The sequence below is a fragment of the Bacillus sp. TH25 genome (genome assembly GCF_016650935.1).
In the GTDB taxonomy this organism is placed as follows: Bacteria; Bacillota; Bacilli; order Bacillales; family Bacillaceae_G; genus Bacillus_A; species Bacillus_A mycoides.
In genome coordinates this window covers 595,996-610,000 of record NZ_JAEKEU010000036.1, presented here as the reverse complement: position 1 = coordinate 610,000, position 14,005 = coordinate 595,996, and the positions used below count along the sequence as shown (strand labels likewise).

Annotated in this window: 15 protein-coding genes, 1 tRNA gene, 1 rRNA gene, 1 other RNA gene and 1 other annotated feature (1 of these 19 cut by a window edge); of the genes, 3 read left to right on the top strand and 15 right to left on the bottom strand. The window is 38.0% G+C overall.

All coding sequences use genetic code 11. The annotated features are described in order from the left end of the window. The 8 genes from JFT89_RS18735 to tadA form a co-directional block, all read right to left on the bottom strand. A 16S ribosomal RNA gene (locus JFT89_RS18735) occupies window positions 1-315 on the bottom strand; it reaches 1,237 nt to the left of the window's first position. A gap of 218 nt (window positions 316-533) precedes the next feature. Further along, complete coding sequence (locus JFT89_RS18730; protein ID WP_002063354.1) at window positions 534-803, bottom strand: pro-sigmaK processing inhibitor BofA family protein; 270 nt, start codon at window positions 801-803, stop codon at window positions 534-536. Between the two features lie 262 nt (window positions 804-1,065). Then, window positions 1,066-1,287 (bottom strand): YaaL family protein, encoded by a 222-nt coding sequence (locus tag JFT89_RS18725; RefSeq protein WP_002009631.1) that lies wholly within the window; start codon window positions 1,285-1,287, stop codon window positions 1,066-1,068. Window positions 1,288-1,301: 14 nt separating this feature from the next. After that, a complete protein-coding gene (gene recR, locus JFT89_RS18720) occupies window positions 1,302-1,898 on the bottom strand; it encodes a recombination protein RecR (protein WP_002009629.1) in 597 nt (198 codons plus the stop codon). A gap of 14 nt (window positions 1,899-1,912) precedes the next feature. Then, the gene (locus JFT89_RS18715; RefSeq protein WP_170935248.1) at window positions 1,913-2,239 is read right to left on the bottom strand and encodes a YbaB/EbfC family nucleoid-associated protein; all 327 of its coding nucleotides are present in this window, start codon (window positions 2,237-2,239) and stop codon (window positions 1,913-1,915) included. A gap of 25 nt (window positions 2,240-2,264) precedes the next feature. Continuing rightward, a complete protein-coding gene (gene dnaX, locus JFT89_RS18710) occupies window positions 2,265-3,953 on the bottom strand; it encodes a DNA polymerase III subunit gamma/tau (RefSeq protein ID WP_201040447.1) in 1,689 nt (562 codons plus the stop codon). A gap of 132 nt (window positions 3,954-4,085) precedes the next feature. Continuing rightward, an RNA gene (gene ffs / locus JFT89_RS18705) (signal recognition particle sRNA large type) lies at window positions 4,086-4,350 on the bottom strand. 78 nt (window positions 4,351-4,428) lie between these two features. Then, complete coding sequence (gene tadA / locus JFT89_RS18700) at window positions 4,429-4,923, bottom strand: tRNA adenosine(34) deaminase TadA (protein ID WP_002063356.1); 495 nt, start codon at window positions 4,921-4,923, stop codon at window positions 4,429-4,431. A 106-nt stretch (window positions 4,924-5,029) separates the two neighbouring features. Between tadA and JFT89_RS18695 the strand changes: the two genes are divergently transcribed. From JFT89_RS18695 to JFT89_RS18685, 3 genes are all read left to right on the top strand, one after another. Next, a complete protein-coding gene (locus JFT89_RS18695; protein WP_002063357.1) occupies window positions 5,030-5,569 on the top strand; it encodes a cysteine hydrolase family protein in 540 nt (179 codons plus the stop codon). Window positions 5,570-5,692: 123 nt separating this feature from the next. After that, complete coding sequence (locus JFT89_RS18690; RefSeq protein ID WP_201040446.1) at window positions 5,693-6,328, top strand: deoxynucleoside kinase; 636 nt, start codon at window positions 5,693-5,695, stop codon at window positions 6,326-6,328. Between the two features lie 2 nt (window positions 6,329-6,330). Further along, window positions 6,331-6,999, top strand: coding sequence for a deoxynucleoside kinase (locus JFT89_RS18685; RefSeq protein ID WP_002009620.1), 669 nt, complete (start codon window positions 6,331-6,333; stop codon window positions 6,997-6,999). A gap of 35 nt (window positions 7,000-7,034) precedes the next feature. On the opposite strand, the gene JFT89_RS18680 is transcribed toward JFT89_RS18685, so the two are convergent. The 7 genes from JFT89_RS18680 to guaB form a co-directional block, all read right to left on the bottom strand. After that, window positions 7,035-7,430 carry a sigma factor-like helix-turn-helix DNA-binding protein gene (locus JFT89_RS18680; protein WP_002029297.1) on the bottom strand — a complete coding sequence of 132 codons (396 nt, stop codon included), beginning with the start codon at window positions 7,428-7,430 and terminating at the stop codon, window positions 7,035-7,037. Between the two features lie 166 nt (window positions 7,431-7,596). Beyond that, window positions 7,597-7,689 (bottom strand) — tRNA-Ser (locus tag JFT89_RS18675). A gap of 154 nt (window positions 7,690-7,843) precedes the next feature. Next, on the bottom strand, window positions 7,844-9,118 hold the full coding sequence (gene serS, locus JFT89_RS18670) for a serine--tRNA ligase (RefSeq protein WP_002009617.1): 1,275 nt from the start codon (window positions 9,116-9,118) through the stop codon (window positions 7,844-7,846). Window positions 9,119-9,169: 51 nt separating this feature from the next. Continuing rightward, window positions 9,170-9,390: a binding site (T-box leader), on the bottom strand. A 54-nt stretch (window positions 9,391-9,444) separates the two neighbouring features. Beyond that, window positions 9,445-10,035 carry a pyridoxal 5'-phosphate synthase glutaminase subunit PdxT gene (gene pdxT / locus JFT89_RS18665; protein ID WP_002063361.1) on the bottom strand — a complete coding sequence of 197 codons (591 nt, stop codon included), beginning with the start codon at window positions 10,033-10,035 and terminating at the stop codon, window positions 9,445-9,447. Window positions 10,036-10,053: 18 nt separating this feature from the next. Next, complete coding sequence (gene pdxS, locus JFT89_RS18660; RefSeq protein ID WP_002009615.1) at window positions 10,054-10,941, bottom strand: pyridoxal 5'-phosphate synthase lyase subunit PdxS; 888 nt, start codon at window positions 10,939-10,941, stop codon at window positions 10,054-10,056. Between the two features lie 160 nt (window positions 10,942-11,101). Further along, window positions 11,102-12,412, bottom strand: a complete 1,311-nt coding sequence (locus JFT89_RS18655) for a D-alanyl-D-alanine carboxypeptidase family protein (protein ID WP_154214039.1) — start codon at window positions 12,410-12,412, stop codon at window positions 11,102-11,104. 113 nt (window positions 12,413-12,525) lie between these two features. Further along, window positions 12,526-13,989, bottom strand: a complete 1,464-nt coding sequence (gene guaB, locus JFT89_RS18650; protein WP_002107266.1) for an IMP dehydrogenase — start codon at window positions 13,987-13,989, stop codon at window positions 12,526-12,528. Window positions 13,990-14,005 lie beyond the last annotated feature (16 nt).

Here is a 14,005-nt window from a genome sequence, read left to right as displayed (position 1 = left end):
ATCACCCTCTCAGGTCGGCTACGCATCGTCGCCTTGGTGAGCCGTTACCTCACCAACTAGCTAATGCGACGCGGGTCCATCCATAAGTGACAGCCGAAGCCGCCTTTCAATTTCGAACTATGCAGTTCAAAATATTATCCGGTATTAGCCCCGGTTTCCCGGAGTTATCCCAGTCTTATGGGTAGGTTACCCACGTGTTACTCACCCGTCCGCCGCTAACTTCATAAGAGCAAGCTCTTAATCCATTCGCTCGACTTGCATGTATTAGGCACGCCGCCAGCGTTCATCCTGAGCCAGGATCAAACTCTCCAATAAAGTTAGTTTGTCTAGCATCTAAAATAAAAATTGACGTTTCACGTTGTTTGTTTCGTTTAGTTTTCAAAGTTCAATGCCGCGTTTCAGCGACTTTTATAATTTAACATTTTGACTTGAATCTGTCAACAACTTTTTTCTTTCGTTCCTGACGACGCTTATTAATTTATCATATTACTAATCAGTAAGTCAACGATTTTTTAAAAAATGCCAAAATAAATTTATCTTGGCATTATATATAGCTTAATAATCACTAATGCAGCAACACCTGGCACCCCTAATAAACTTGATACTGTAGCTGTGCCCATGTTAATTGGAATATGAAAATCGAAATATGTCCCTGCAACATTCACAATAAATAGTAACGCTATACCTAAAGTGACATGAAAGAGTGCTTTCCCTATAAAACGTATTGGTTTAGCAGAAACACCAAAAACAAGAAAAATAAAAACCAAAGCAAGAATGCCAACAATAATAATTGTAGAATTCATTTTTTCCTCCTTATGAATGACCTATACATATCCATTTGTATGGGACAAGACAAGAAAAAAGAACATCTATAACATAACTCCTACCACTTCGTCTTTATAACCTTTAATCAGTAATATTTCTTCTAAGCACTAACAATTAGACACAACTAATTCCATTCCCACTTTTTCTTTCTCCTTTTTATATCCCAAAAATAAAGTAGCCCTGTTACTCACAAATAAATCGATAAAAAGCAAAAGGTCCCGCTTTAAAAAGCAGGACCTTTTACCATTGTTCCATTTTCACAGGACGACGTTTTGCTTCTTTTAACAAGAAAAAATATTTCGCCTCTGCTATTTTTAAAGAACAAAGTACATCTTGAGACGGCTCAACACTTTGTTCAACCAGTCTCTTCTGACGTAGCCATTCATTCTTTACCTTTTCTAATAATACAATTAACTTATCGTCATACTCTTTACGCAACTTACCCTTTTTTTGAAAGAACATTTTCCCTTCTCCTCTTATATCTCTCTACGGCCCTCTAAAGCTTTCGATAGTGTTACTTCATCTGCATATTCTAAATCTCCACCAACTGGCAGACCATGTGCAATACGAGTTACTTTAATTCCTGTTGGCTTTAAGAGGCGGGATATGTACATCGCTGTGGCTTCCCCTTCAATATTAGGGTTTGTTGCTAATATCACTTCTTGTACTGTTTCATCTTGCAGTCTCTTTAATAACTGCGGGATATTAATATCCTCTGGTCCAATTCCCTCCATTGGAGAAATGGCACCACGCAAAACATGATATACACCTTGATATTCTTTCATTTTTTCCATCGCAATTACATCTTTCGGCTCTTGTACTACACAAACAACCGATTGATCCCTATGCGAATCGTCACAAATATAACAAGGATCGCGGTCAGTGATATGTCCGCACACAGAACAATACGCTAAATCTCGCTTTGCATTCACAAGTGCTTTCGCAAAACCTAGTACATCATCCTCTTTCATATCTAACACGAAGAATGCCAATCGAACCGCTGTTTTCGGTCCGATTCCTGGCAACTTCATAAAACTATCGATTAATTTTGATATCGGTTCTGGATAATGCATATATCAATATCCTCCTAGAACATTCCACCTGGTAAGTTCATGCCTTTTGTAAATTTGCCCATTGTAGAGTTTGAAAGTTCATCAACCTTTTTAAGTGCATCATTCGTTGCAGCTAATACTAAGTCTTGTAACATTTCGATATCTTCTGGATCTACAACTTCTTCTTTAATTTTCACTTCAAGAACTTGCTTATGACCATTTGCAATAACAGTAACCATTCCGCCGCCAGCTGTACCTTCAACTGTTTTTTCGCCAAGCTCTTCTTGCGCCTTCGCCATGTCTTTTTGCATCTTTTGCATTTGTTTCATCATATTATTCATATTTCCCATTCCGCCACGCATCATAATTAATTCCTCCTCATTATTATTACTCTTTTATTTCAATAAGTTCTTGCCCTACTAATTTTACAGCCTCTTCTATAAGAGGATCTTCTTTTTGTTCTGATCTTTCTTCAGAATCCCCGCCTTCGCGTTGTAAAAAGTCTTCACGAATTTTACCCCATTCACTTTTTGGGATAGCAATCATATTTAACCTTTTACTTAACAATTCAAAAAGAGTTTGTTCCAATGTATCCATCGCTTCTCGATTTTCACTAGCCATTTTGCAATGAATCTCATATTGAAATGCTAACACATAGGTATCATCCGAAGCCGCAACTGGTTCACTATTTTCTAATAAAACAGCAAATGCTACTTTGTTATGTGACTTGAGCCTTCCTAATAATTCGCCCCATACAGCTTTTAACTGTTCTAAATCTTGACGCTTCGCTTGCTTTAACACTTCATTCACACGTCCAACAGGAATTTTCATACTTCCTGTTCGTACCGGTTTTGGTGTTGCCCGCGTCTCTCTTACTTCCTGCTGCACACCAGCTGGCACGCCATTCTTTTTAACTTGCTCTAACTCTTTCTCCAGCTGCTGCATCCTGTTCATAATCGCTTGTAAACGATCTGCGCCGTTTGCTTGCATCATAAACTGCTGACACAGTTGCACCATAACAACTTCCAAGAATATTCTTGGATGGTTTGTCCACTTCATCTCCTGTTGTCCCTTACTAAGGGTATGAATAATTTCATAGATTACTTCCGGTTGCATTTCTTCACTTAACGTACGGAATTGACCATCTACAATTACCCGTTCCAACATATGTTCTAATTGTGGTGAAGTTTGATATAAAAGCATATCACGATAGTAGTAAATGAAATCCTCCATAAAGCGAACTGGATCTTTCCCTTTACTCATCATCTCATCTATAATACGTAACGCTCTTGATACATCATTTTCACGTATACATTCTACCAGGTCACCCAAATATCGCTGAGATACAGATCCTGTTACAGCTAAAACATCTTCACTCGTCACCGTCTCATCACTATAAGAAATAGCTTGATCAATAAGACTGAGCGCATCACGCATACCACCTTCGGCGGCACGCGCTACGATTTGTAACGCTTCATCTTCTACTTGCGTACCTTCATTTGTCACGACCGTCGATAATCTCTCAACGATATCATTTACTGATATCTTTCGAAACTCAAAACGCTGACAACGCGAAATAATTGTAGCTGGAATTTTATGCGGTTCTGTTGTCGCCAGAATAAAAATAACATGTCCTGGCGGCTCTTCTAAAGTTTTCAAAAGCGCATTAAAGGCACCCATAGAAAGCATGTGAACTTCATCAATAATGTATACTTTATATCCTACAGCACTTGGAGCATATTTTACTTTATCTCTTATATCTCGAATTTCATCTACACCGTTATTTGAAGCCGCATCAATTTCTAATACATCTGAAATAGACCCTTGTGTAATTCCTAAACAAGAAGGACATTCATTACAAGGTTCAGCTACCGGGGCGTGTTCACAGTTAATTGCCTTTGCAAATACTTTTGCAATTGTCGTTTTCCCTGTTCCCCTCGGACCCGAAAACAAATAAGCATGTGAAGCTTTCTCTTGAAGAAGGGCATTTTGCAACGTTTTTGTCACGTGCTTTTGACCGACTACATCTTCGAATTTTTGCGGTCTCCATGTTCGGTATAACGCTTGGTATGACACGAAAATACGGCCTCCCTCAAAGGTTATTATCTTATTTATTATAACCCATTCTGTTTATAGATTCCAAAAGTTATTTTCCATACAAAAAACTCACCTTTATATAAAGGTGAGTTTTGTATACATATATAACTGCCGTGCACCTTCTGTCGATTACGTACCATAAGCGTTACTCAAGCAGTTAGCTCGGTTCAGGCACTCCTGCGGCACACGAGAAAACCCGCTTATTGCTGCTTCCTTCCGGACCTGACAAGGTTCACGGGGTCCCGTTGCGCAGGACCCAAACGTCAACACCACTTACTTAAGGCAGACCTTACAGCAGCATAACCTCGAGAAGGGATTCAGCCTCGCTAGAGCGGATTGCGAGTATAGGGCACCGCTACCTCCCCGCTTAGCACGGCAAAGTTAAAACCAATATTCGGTTGCCTTGGATAAGGCATTATCAGTATAACTTGTTTTTTTACAAAATGCAAATACGTTAGTTACCATTACTTTTCTCTAGTTTTTTCACTTCTTTTCTTTTCTTACGAAGCTCCCTAAAAAAAATCGTTAACAACGTACCACATTCCTCTTCAAGTACACCAGCCACTACTTCACACTGATGATTAAAACGCTCATCAGTTAAAAGATTCATCAACGTACCTGCACATCCACCTTTCGGATCGCTCGCACCATATACAACCCGTTTTATACGCGATAAAACAATTCCCCCTGCACACATTGGGCAAGGTTCTAATGTTACATATAACGTTGCATCTTCTAAACGCCATGTCCCTAATTTTTTGCAAGCTTCATCAATAGCTAAGAGCTCGGCGTGAGCTATTGATCTCTGTTCAGTTTCTCTTAAGTTATGTGCGACACTAATCACTTCACCATCTAGCACAATTACAGCACCAATTGGTACCTCTTGTATCGCCTCCGCCTTCTTCGCTTCCTCTATTGCTAACTGCATAAAATATATATCTCGCTCCATAATATAGTCCTTTCACCAAAAATAAAATACACTTTTTCATTTCTTGCAGGTGGGATAACTTTTACAAATTCAATCCAACCTAAAGAAGAAAGAGAGGGAATTACATATGAAAAATACTGCCTTACTCATTATCGATATGATTAATGATTTTCAATTCTCCCACGGACCCATCCTGGCACAGAAATGTGAAATTATAAAGAACCCCATTTTACAATTAAAGGACACCATGAAATCATTGGGCTATCCAATAATTTATGTCAATGATCACTATCAACTTTGGAGATCTGATATTGATCAACTTATCACTCATTGTACAAATAAGTATAGTAAAAATATTATCGAGGCCATTGCTCCGCATACTGACGATTACATTTTTATTAAACCACATTACTCTGCTTTTTATGAAACACCTTTGAATTCTTTATTAGGTTATTTAAAAATCGAAAATCTCATTTTAACAGGAATTGCCGGGAACATATGCATCCTTTTTACAGCTAATGATGCCCATATGAGAAATTATACACTTTATGTACCACGGGATTGCATCGCTTCTAATAACGAGCAAGATAATGAACATGCTTTAAAAATAATGGAAGCCACATTAAAGGCAAATATTGTACCGTCATCCCAAATAAAATTTAATTAATACATATCTATTTTCTAACTTTTTATATCAAATTAGTCCGCTCGCTCCCCTCTTGTGCTACAATAATTCTGTTTTGTGTTTTTAGTAGTCACGGTAAATCACTGATTGAAAGGAGGAAACAGCGTGACCGGAGTACCATTTATCACGGTTGAAGGACCAATTGGTGTTGGAAAAACTTCACTTGCGAAGGAACTTTCAACTCACATGCAACTCCACTTACTAAAAGAGATTGTTGATGAAAATCCTTTTTTAGGAAAATTCTACGAAGACATCGACGAATGGAGTTTTCAAACAGAGATGTTCTTTCTTTGTAATAGATACAAACAACTAGAGGATATTAACATAAAGTATTTGAATCAAAGAAAGCCTGTAGTAGCAGATTATCATATATTTAAAAATTTAATTTTTGCATCCCGTACATTAAAAGATTCTCAATATGACAAGTACATGCAAATTTATCGCATTCTTACGCAAGATATGCCCGTACCAAATGTCATCGTTTATTTAACAGCCAGCCTAGAAACATTACAAAAACGAATTGCCATGCGCGGAAGAGAATTCGAAAAAAATATGGATCCAAATTACTTGCTACAGCTTACAAAAGGTTACGAAACAGCAATGGATGCTTTCAAAAAGGACCATCCAGATATTCCAGTATTAAAATTTAATGGAGACGATATGGATTTTGTAAGAAATCCTGATGATTTAAATGTCATCTTATCAGCTCTTCAAAATACTCTCTTGAAGGAGTCGAAATAACAATGAATTTAAGGCAAAAATATGATATACCAAATGATGCAGTTATCACTATTGCTGGAACAGTAGGTGTCGGTAAATCAACTATGACAACTGCATTGGCTAACGCTTTAGGTTATCGTACATCTTTTGAAAAAGTAGATTCCAATCCATATTTGGACAAGTTCTATGCTGATTTCACACGCTGGAGCTTTCACTTACAAGTGTACTTTTTAGCAGAACGATTTAAAGAACAAAAAAGAATTTTCGAATATGGTGGCGGTTTTGTTCAAGATCGTTCTATCTATGAGGACACTGGTATTTTCGCAAAAATGCATTACGAAAAGGGTACAATGACTGAAACTGATTATGAAACATACAAAGGTTTATTTGATGCTATGGTCATGACTCCTTACTTCCCTCATCCAGACTTATTAATTTACCTAGAAGGTTCTTTTGATGATATTGTCGATCGTATTCAAGAACGAGGACGTCCCATGGAGCAGCAAACACCAATTGAATATTGGAAAGAGATGCATGGACGTTACGATAACTGGATTAATAACTTTAATTCATGCCCTGTTTTACGATTAAACATTAATGAATACGATATTTTAAAAGATGGCGATTCAATCGAACCAATCATTAAAAAAATTGGACATTTTTTAAAACAAACACGTAAACTTGTAAAATAAAAAACCCGTGCATATGCACGGGTTTTCCTATGAAATTACTTTTTCTTTTTTGTCGGAGCAATAATTTCACTCTCTGGCTTTCCAGCATTAATACGCTGACGAACAGTACTCGTACTAATATCATATGTTTCAGCAATCTCTTTAACAGTCAATTCTTTCCCATTAATTACTGCTGTTAGTAATTTCCCTGTACGTTTTGGAGTTACTTCTTTTTGCACAGCTGGTTTTTCAGCTTCTTTTGGTACCTCTACTTTTTTTGCAACCTGTTTTACATCACAAGTGCAACCACAAAGTTTACGGAATGTATCATCACTTATAATGCGCGACACATTTGCACCACTGTTTAAAATTCTATTGTTCTTACAGACAGGACATTGTACATAATATAAAGTTTTTCCATCTAAAGGAAACGTTTGTATAATAAGATCCATGTTAACTCCTTTCATATCTATGAAGATAATCATCGGAATATGAGTGTGTAATAAGGACACTATATCCTTACATCATACTTTATGATTGGCTTTAAAATAAAAACTCGTTACGTGTTGGTAACGAGTTCTCCAATCTCCACTTATATGCGCTGTTGTCAATTATATCTGGAGGAGGTAGAGGGATTCGAACCCCCGCGCGACTCTCGCCGCCTGTCGGTTTTCAAGACCGATCCCTTCAGCCAGACTTGGGTATACCTCCATATTGACATCAAATATAATATCAAAAGAAAAACAGTTAGTCAACCCTACTATAATAAATTATGAGGAAAGGAAAATTTTACTTCCCCTCTCCTTTATGACACTGCTGACAACGTCCATAATTACCAATCACTCATACCGATGAATGTTTTAACTTATTTAATAACTGTTTTTCCTCCCATATAAGGGCGAAGAACTTCTGGAATTATAATTGTACCATCTTCTTGTTGGTAGTTCTCTAAAATAGCTGCCACTGTACGTCCAATTGCAAGACCAGATCCATTTAGTGTATGAACATGTTCCGGTTTGCCATTTGGCTCACGACGGAAACGGATATTCGCACGTCTCGCTTGGAATGCCTCAAAATTACTACAAGAAGAAATTTCACGATATGTACCATAGCTTGGAATCCATACTTCAATATCGTATTTCTTCGCTGCTGTAAATCCTAAATCTCCTGTACACATGCTCATAACGCGATATGGCAACTCTAATAATTGTAACACGCGCTCTGCATCATTTGTTAATTTTTCTAACTCTTCGTAAGAATCTTCTGGTTTCACGAACTTAACAAGTTCAACTTTATTAAATTGGTGTTGGCGAATTAAACCACGTGTATCACGACCAGCTGAACCTGCTTCAGAACGGAAGCATGAGCTAAACGCAGCATATCGTATCGGCAATTGCTCTTTACTCACAATCTCATCACGATGCATATTCGTTACAGGTACTTCAGCTGTTGGGATTAGGAAATAATCTTCACTTTCAATACGGAATGCATCTTCTTCAAACTTCGGAAGTTGTCCTGTTCCTGTCATACTTGCACGGTTTACCATATAAGGAGGTAATACTTCCTCATATCCATGCTCATCAGTATGAAGGTCAAGCATAAAGCTAATCAAAGCACGTTCTAATCTTGCACCAGCACCCTTGTAAAATACAAATCGGCTTCCTGTTACTTTCCCAGCACGTTCAAAATCTAAAATCCCTAAATCAGTAGCAAGGTCCCAATGCGGTTTTGGCTCATAAGTAAATTCTTTCACTTCTCCCCAAGTACGTGCTACTACGTTATCATCCTCTGTTTCACCTATTGGAGCAGATTCATGAGGGATATTTGGGATAGATAGCATTAATCTTTCTAAATCTTCTTCAACTGTACGAAGCTCATTATCAAGATCTTTTACTTTTTCCCCAACTTCACGCATTTCTAGAATTAGAGCTTCCGCATCTTTCTTTTCACGCTTTAATACTGAAATTTGTTGAGATACTTCGTTACGTTTACTTTTTAGTTCTTCTGTTTGAACAAGTAGCTCTCTTCTTCTCGTATCAAGTTCTTCAAAGCGACCAAAATCCGTTAAATCTTCGCCTCTATGCTGTAATTTTGCTTTTACTTCTTCAAAATTCGTACGTAAAAATTTAATATCAAGCATTATATACTCCTCCTTTTATTTTATAAAACACAAAAAACTCCCGTCCCTATACAAAGGGACGGGAGTTAACCCGCGTTGCCACCCTAGTTGAAAGCATTACCGCTTTCCTCTCAAGTAGAAATAACGGCTCTTCACCGGGAATGTTTACTAATCAAAAGATATTCCACATTCCATTCCAGGATGGATTCACAAACTGTTTCTATCGATTTCCACCAACCATCGACTCTCTATAAGAAACAACATTTGTTACTACTTCCTATCAACACGCTTATTTTATAAAATTGTTATCATCAATTTACTATAATCTTATACAAGTTGCAAGTTACTTATACAACTTTTTTCATTTTCGCTTCTTTTACCATTTCTACAAAGTATGCTGTTACACGATGATCATCCGTTAATTCCGGATGGAAAGAAGCAGCTAAAAACGGCCCTTGCCTTACCGCTACCATTCGCTCGCCATGCATAGAAAGTACTTCAACATCATCAGCTACATTTACAACATACGGAGCACGGATAAATACACCAACAAAGTCTTCTCCCACACCTTTCATTGAAAGTGCAGCTTCAAAACTATCTTTTTGGCGTCCGAACGCATTGCGCTCAACCGTAATATCCATAGCACCAATATGTGCTTCTTCATAGCCAATAAGTGTTTTCGCAAGAAGAATCATTCCTGCACATGTACCAAACATTGGTTTACCAGACTTCGCAAATGTACGAAGAGGCTCCATGAAAGCATACTTATCAATAAGACGGCGCATTGTTGTACTTTCACCGCCTGGTAAAATAAGACCATCAATCTCTTCAAGTTGCTCTATACGCTTTACAACAACAGCTTCTGCACCACTTGCCTCAACTGATTTTACATGCTCACGAACTGCACCTTGAAGACCTAGTACACCGATTTTCACCATTTTAAAGATCTCCTTTAATTACCATCCACGCTCTTGCATGCGTTGTTCTGGTAATAACGTTGAAATTTCGATACCTTTCATTGCGTTACCTAATCCTTTAGAAAGGCTTGCAATTAGTTCGTAATCTTCATAATGAGTCGTTGCTTCAACGATTGCACGTGCAAATTTCTCTGGGTTCTCTGATTTGAAGATACCAGATCCAACAAATACACCATCAGCACCAAGTTGCATCATTAACGCTGCATCTGCTGGTGTTGCTACACCACCTGCTGCAAAGTTTACAACTGGCAGGCGACCAAGGCGTTTAATTTCAAGTAGTACTTCATAAGGAGCACCAGTATTTTTTGCATATGTCATTAACTCATCTTCACGTAGACTTGCAACTTGACGGATTTCTGCATTGACTTGGCGCATATGACGCACTGCCTCTACAATGTTTCCTGTTCCAGGTTCACCTTTTGTACGAAGCATAGCTGCACCTTCTGCAATACGACGTGCAGCTTCTCCGATATCGCGGCAACCACATACAAACGGAACTGTGTAATCACGTTTATTTAAATGGTATACTTCATCAGCAGGAGTCAATACTTCACTCTCATCGATATAGTCTACCCCTAATGATTCTAATACACGTGCTTCTACAAGGTGACCGATACGGCATTTTGCCATAACCGGAATTGATACAGCACCCATAACTTCTTCAACAATTGTTGGATCTGCCATACGAGAAACGCCACCTGCTGCACGAATATCTGCAGGTACACGCTCTAATGCCATAACAGCAACTGCGCCTGCCTCTTCTGCAATCCTTGCTTGCTCAGCGTTAACTACGTCCATAATAACGCCGCCTTTTTGCATTTCTGCCATTCCACGTTTTACACGCTCTGTCCCTGTTACATTTGTCATGTACAAAAACCCCCCTAGGTGAATTGCTTTCCCCCGTTAAAGAAGAAAATTAAGAATACTCTTACATTCTACCACTAACTATCTGATGCTTGTCCACTACTTTTTCATAAAGTCGGTATGAAAAATAGGAATAAGAAAAAGCTCCTACAATGAGGAGCTTTTAAAACCAACCTTTTACTGTATCAACAGCACTATTCCACATACCACTAAAGAAAGAACCAATTCCGCGCATAGAACGTGTGAACCAGCCCGCCTCTTCTACTTCAGATTTTGTTACAAGATCTACTTGTAATGATTTTCCTGATAAAAATCCAGGATCATTACTATCTTTAGACGTTACAACCATTTGGCCAAGTGTAACTCCCTTTTTCATAGGTGCCTCTTGTCCCTTATTTCCTTCTTTAAATTCTGTTTTATAAACGTCTTTACTTCCCTTTGGCACCGGAAGTGAAACAGCTTGCTTCGTTTGAGCTGCCACATCTTTATCTTTCGCATTTTCAACTCTTACTGTTTCTTTTCCTTTAACCGAAGAACCTTTTTCATACATTTTCTTCATTTCAAAGCTAGCAAAGCCATAATCATATAATTTCTTTGTCTCATCAAATCTTGCCGTGTGAGATTTTGTTTTAATAACTACAGAAATGAAACGCATACCATTTCTTTCAATCGTACCAGTGAAACAATCTCCTGCTTCTGGAGTTGATCCTGTTTTCAGACCATCTACGCCTTCGTATTCCTTAATTAACCCCTTTAACATCCAGTTCCAGTTAGGCATTTCGATCCGATCCGGAGTACCTTCACGGAATACTTTTTTTGAAATTTTTGCTATGTCTAATGTTTTAGGGAAATCTTGAATAAGACGTTGTGCTAAAATTGCTACATCTCTCGCAGACATTTTATTTTCTTCATCTGGAGTTGTCCCTTCAGGATGGTGTCCTTTTAAATCTTTGTTCGTTAAGCCCGTAGAATTTACAAACTTATAATTTTTTAATCCAAACTCTTTCGATTTATCATTCATCATTTTTACAAAGTCTACTTCTTTTCCAGCAACTGCTTCAGCTAACGCTATCGTTGCACCATTAGCAGAATAAATTGCCATTGCTTCGTATAGCTCTTTTACTGTATAAGATTCACCATTTCGTAGAGGCACATTCGATAATGAACGATCTTGCGAAATGTTATACGCATATTCGGAAACCTTAACTTTTTGATCCCATTTTAGTTTCCCTTTCGCAATAGCCTCGTTCACTAGGTATTCACTCATCATTTTTGTCATACTAGCAATTGATAATAACTCATCTGCATTTTTTTGATATAAAATCTTCCCAGAATTCGCTTCTACTAAAATTGCCGCACCTGCTTCAATGTTTAAAGCGGCTCCTGTTTCTGCTGATGCATTGCTATATGGTACAAGCATGCTACAAGCTATTGTAAGCACTGTTACCAACGCAATGAATCTTTTGCAAAACATACCTTTCACTTTTGCTACCCCCAATATCTATGTACTCACATAACCGTTATTCTAACATAATCAAAAAAAAATAGACAGAGATATCAAATCTCTGTCTATTTGTATATAAGACATTACAACGAGTAGTTTGGAGCCTCTTTTGTAATCTGTACGTGATGAGGATGGCTTTCACGTAAACCTGCACCTGACATACGAATGAACTGTGCATTCTCACGTAAGAATTCTAAATTCTGCGCTCCGCAATATCCCATACCTGCACGTAATCCACCAACTAATTGATGAACTGTATCTGCTAAAGGTCCTTTATATGGTACGCGTCCTTCAATACCTTCAGGAACAAGTTTTTTGTTTCCTTCTTGGAAGTAACGATCTTTACTTCCTTTTTCCATCGCTCCAACAGAACCCATACCACGATATACTTTAAATTGGCGACCTTGGTAAATTTCAGTTTCTCCAGGGCTTTCAGCAACACCAGCAAACATACTACCTAGCATAACAACGTGTGCTCCTGCTGCTAAAGCTTTAACCATATCACCAGAGTACTTAACACCGCCATCAGCAATAACTGGAATACCGTGTTTACGAGCTTCTGTTGCACAATCATAAACTGCTGTTAATTGTGGTACACCAACACCAGCTACAACACGCGTTGTACAAATAGAACCTGGTCCAATACCAACTTTAACTACGTTTGCACCAGCCTCAATTAATGCTTTCGTTGCTTCAGCTGTAGCAACATTTCCAGCGATAATATTTAGTGCTGGATATTTCGCACGAACTTCTTTTACTTTTTCAATAACACCTTTAGAATGCCCATGAGCTGTATCAAGTACAATTGCATCTACGCTAGCTTTTACTAATGCATCGATACGAAGCATAGCATCAGCCGTTACACCAACAGCTGCTCCAACTAATAAGCGTCCTTGCTTATCTTTAGCAGAGTTTGGGAATTCAATTACTTTTTCAATATCTTTTATTGTAATAAGCCCTTGTAATACACCGTTATTATCAACAAGAGGGAGCTTTTCAATTTTATACTTTTGTAGGATTTTTTCAGCTTCTTCCAGCGTAGTACCAACTGGAGCTGTAATTAACTGTTCTTTTGTCATTACGTCAGAAATTTTGATTGAGTAGTCTTGGATGAAACGCATATCACGGTTTGTAATAATACCAACTAATTTTCGCTCATCTAAATTATTTACAACTGGTACACCTGAGATACGATATTTTCCCATAAGATGTTCTGCATCATATACTTGATGTTCTGGAGTTAAGAAGAAAGGATCTGAAATAACGCCGCTTTCAGAGCGCTTTACTTTATCAACTTGCTCTGCTTGTTGCTCAATAGACATATTCTTATGAATAATTCCTAAACCGCCTTGGCGAGCCATTGCAATAGCCATGTCAGCTTCTGTTACTGTATCCATTCCTGCACTAATTAACGGGATGTTTAGCTGTAAGCTTTCAGATAAAACTGTTTTAACACTTACTTCTCTTGGTAATATATCTGACCTCGCTGGTACAAGTAATACATCATCAAAAGTCAAACCTTCTTTAACAAATTTAGATTCCCACATAATTGTTCCCCCCATG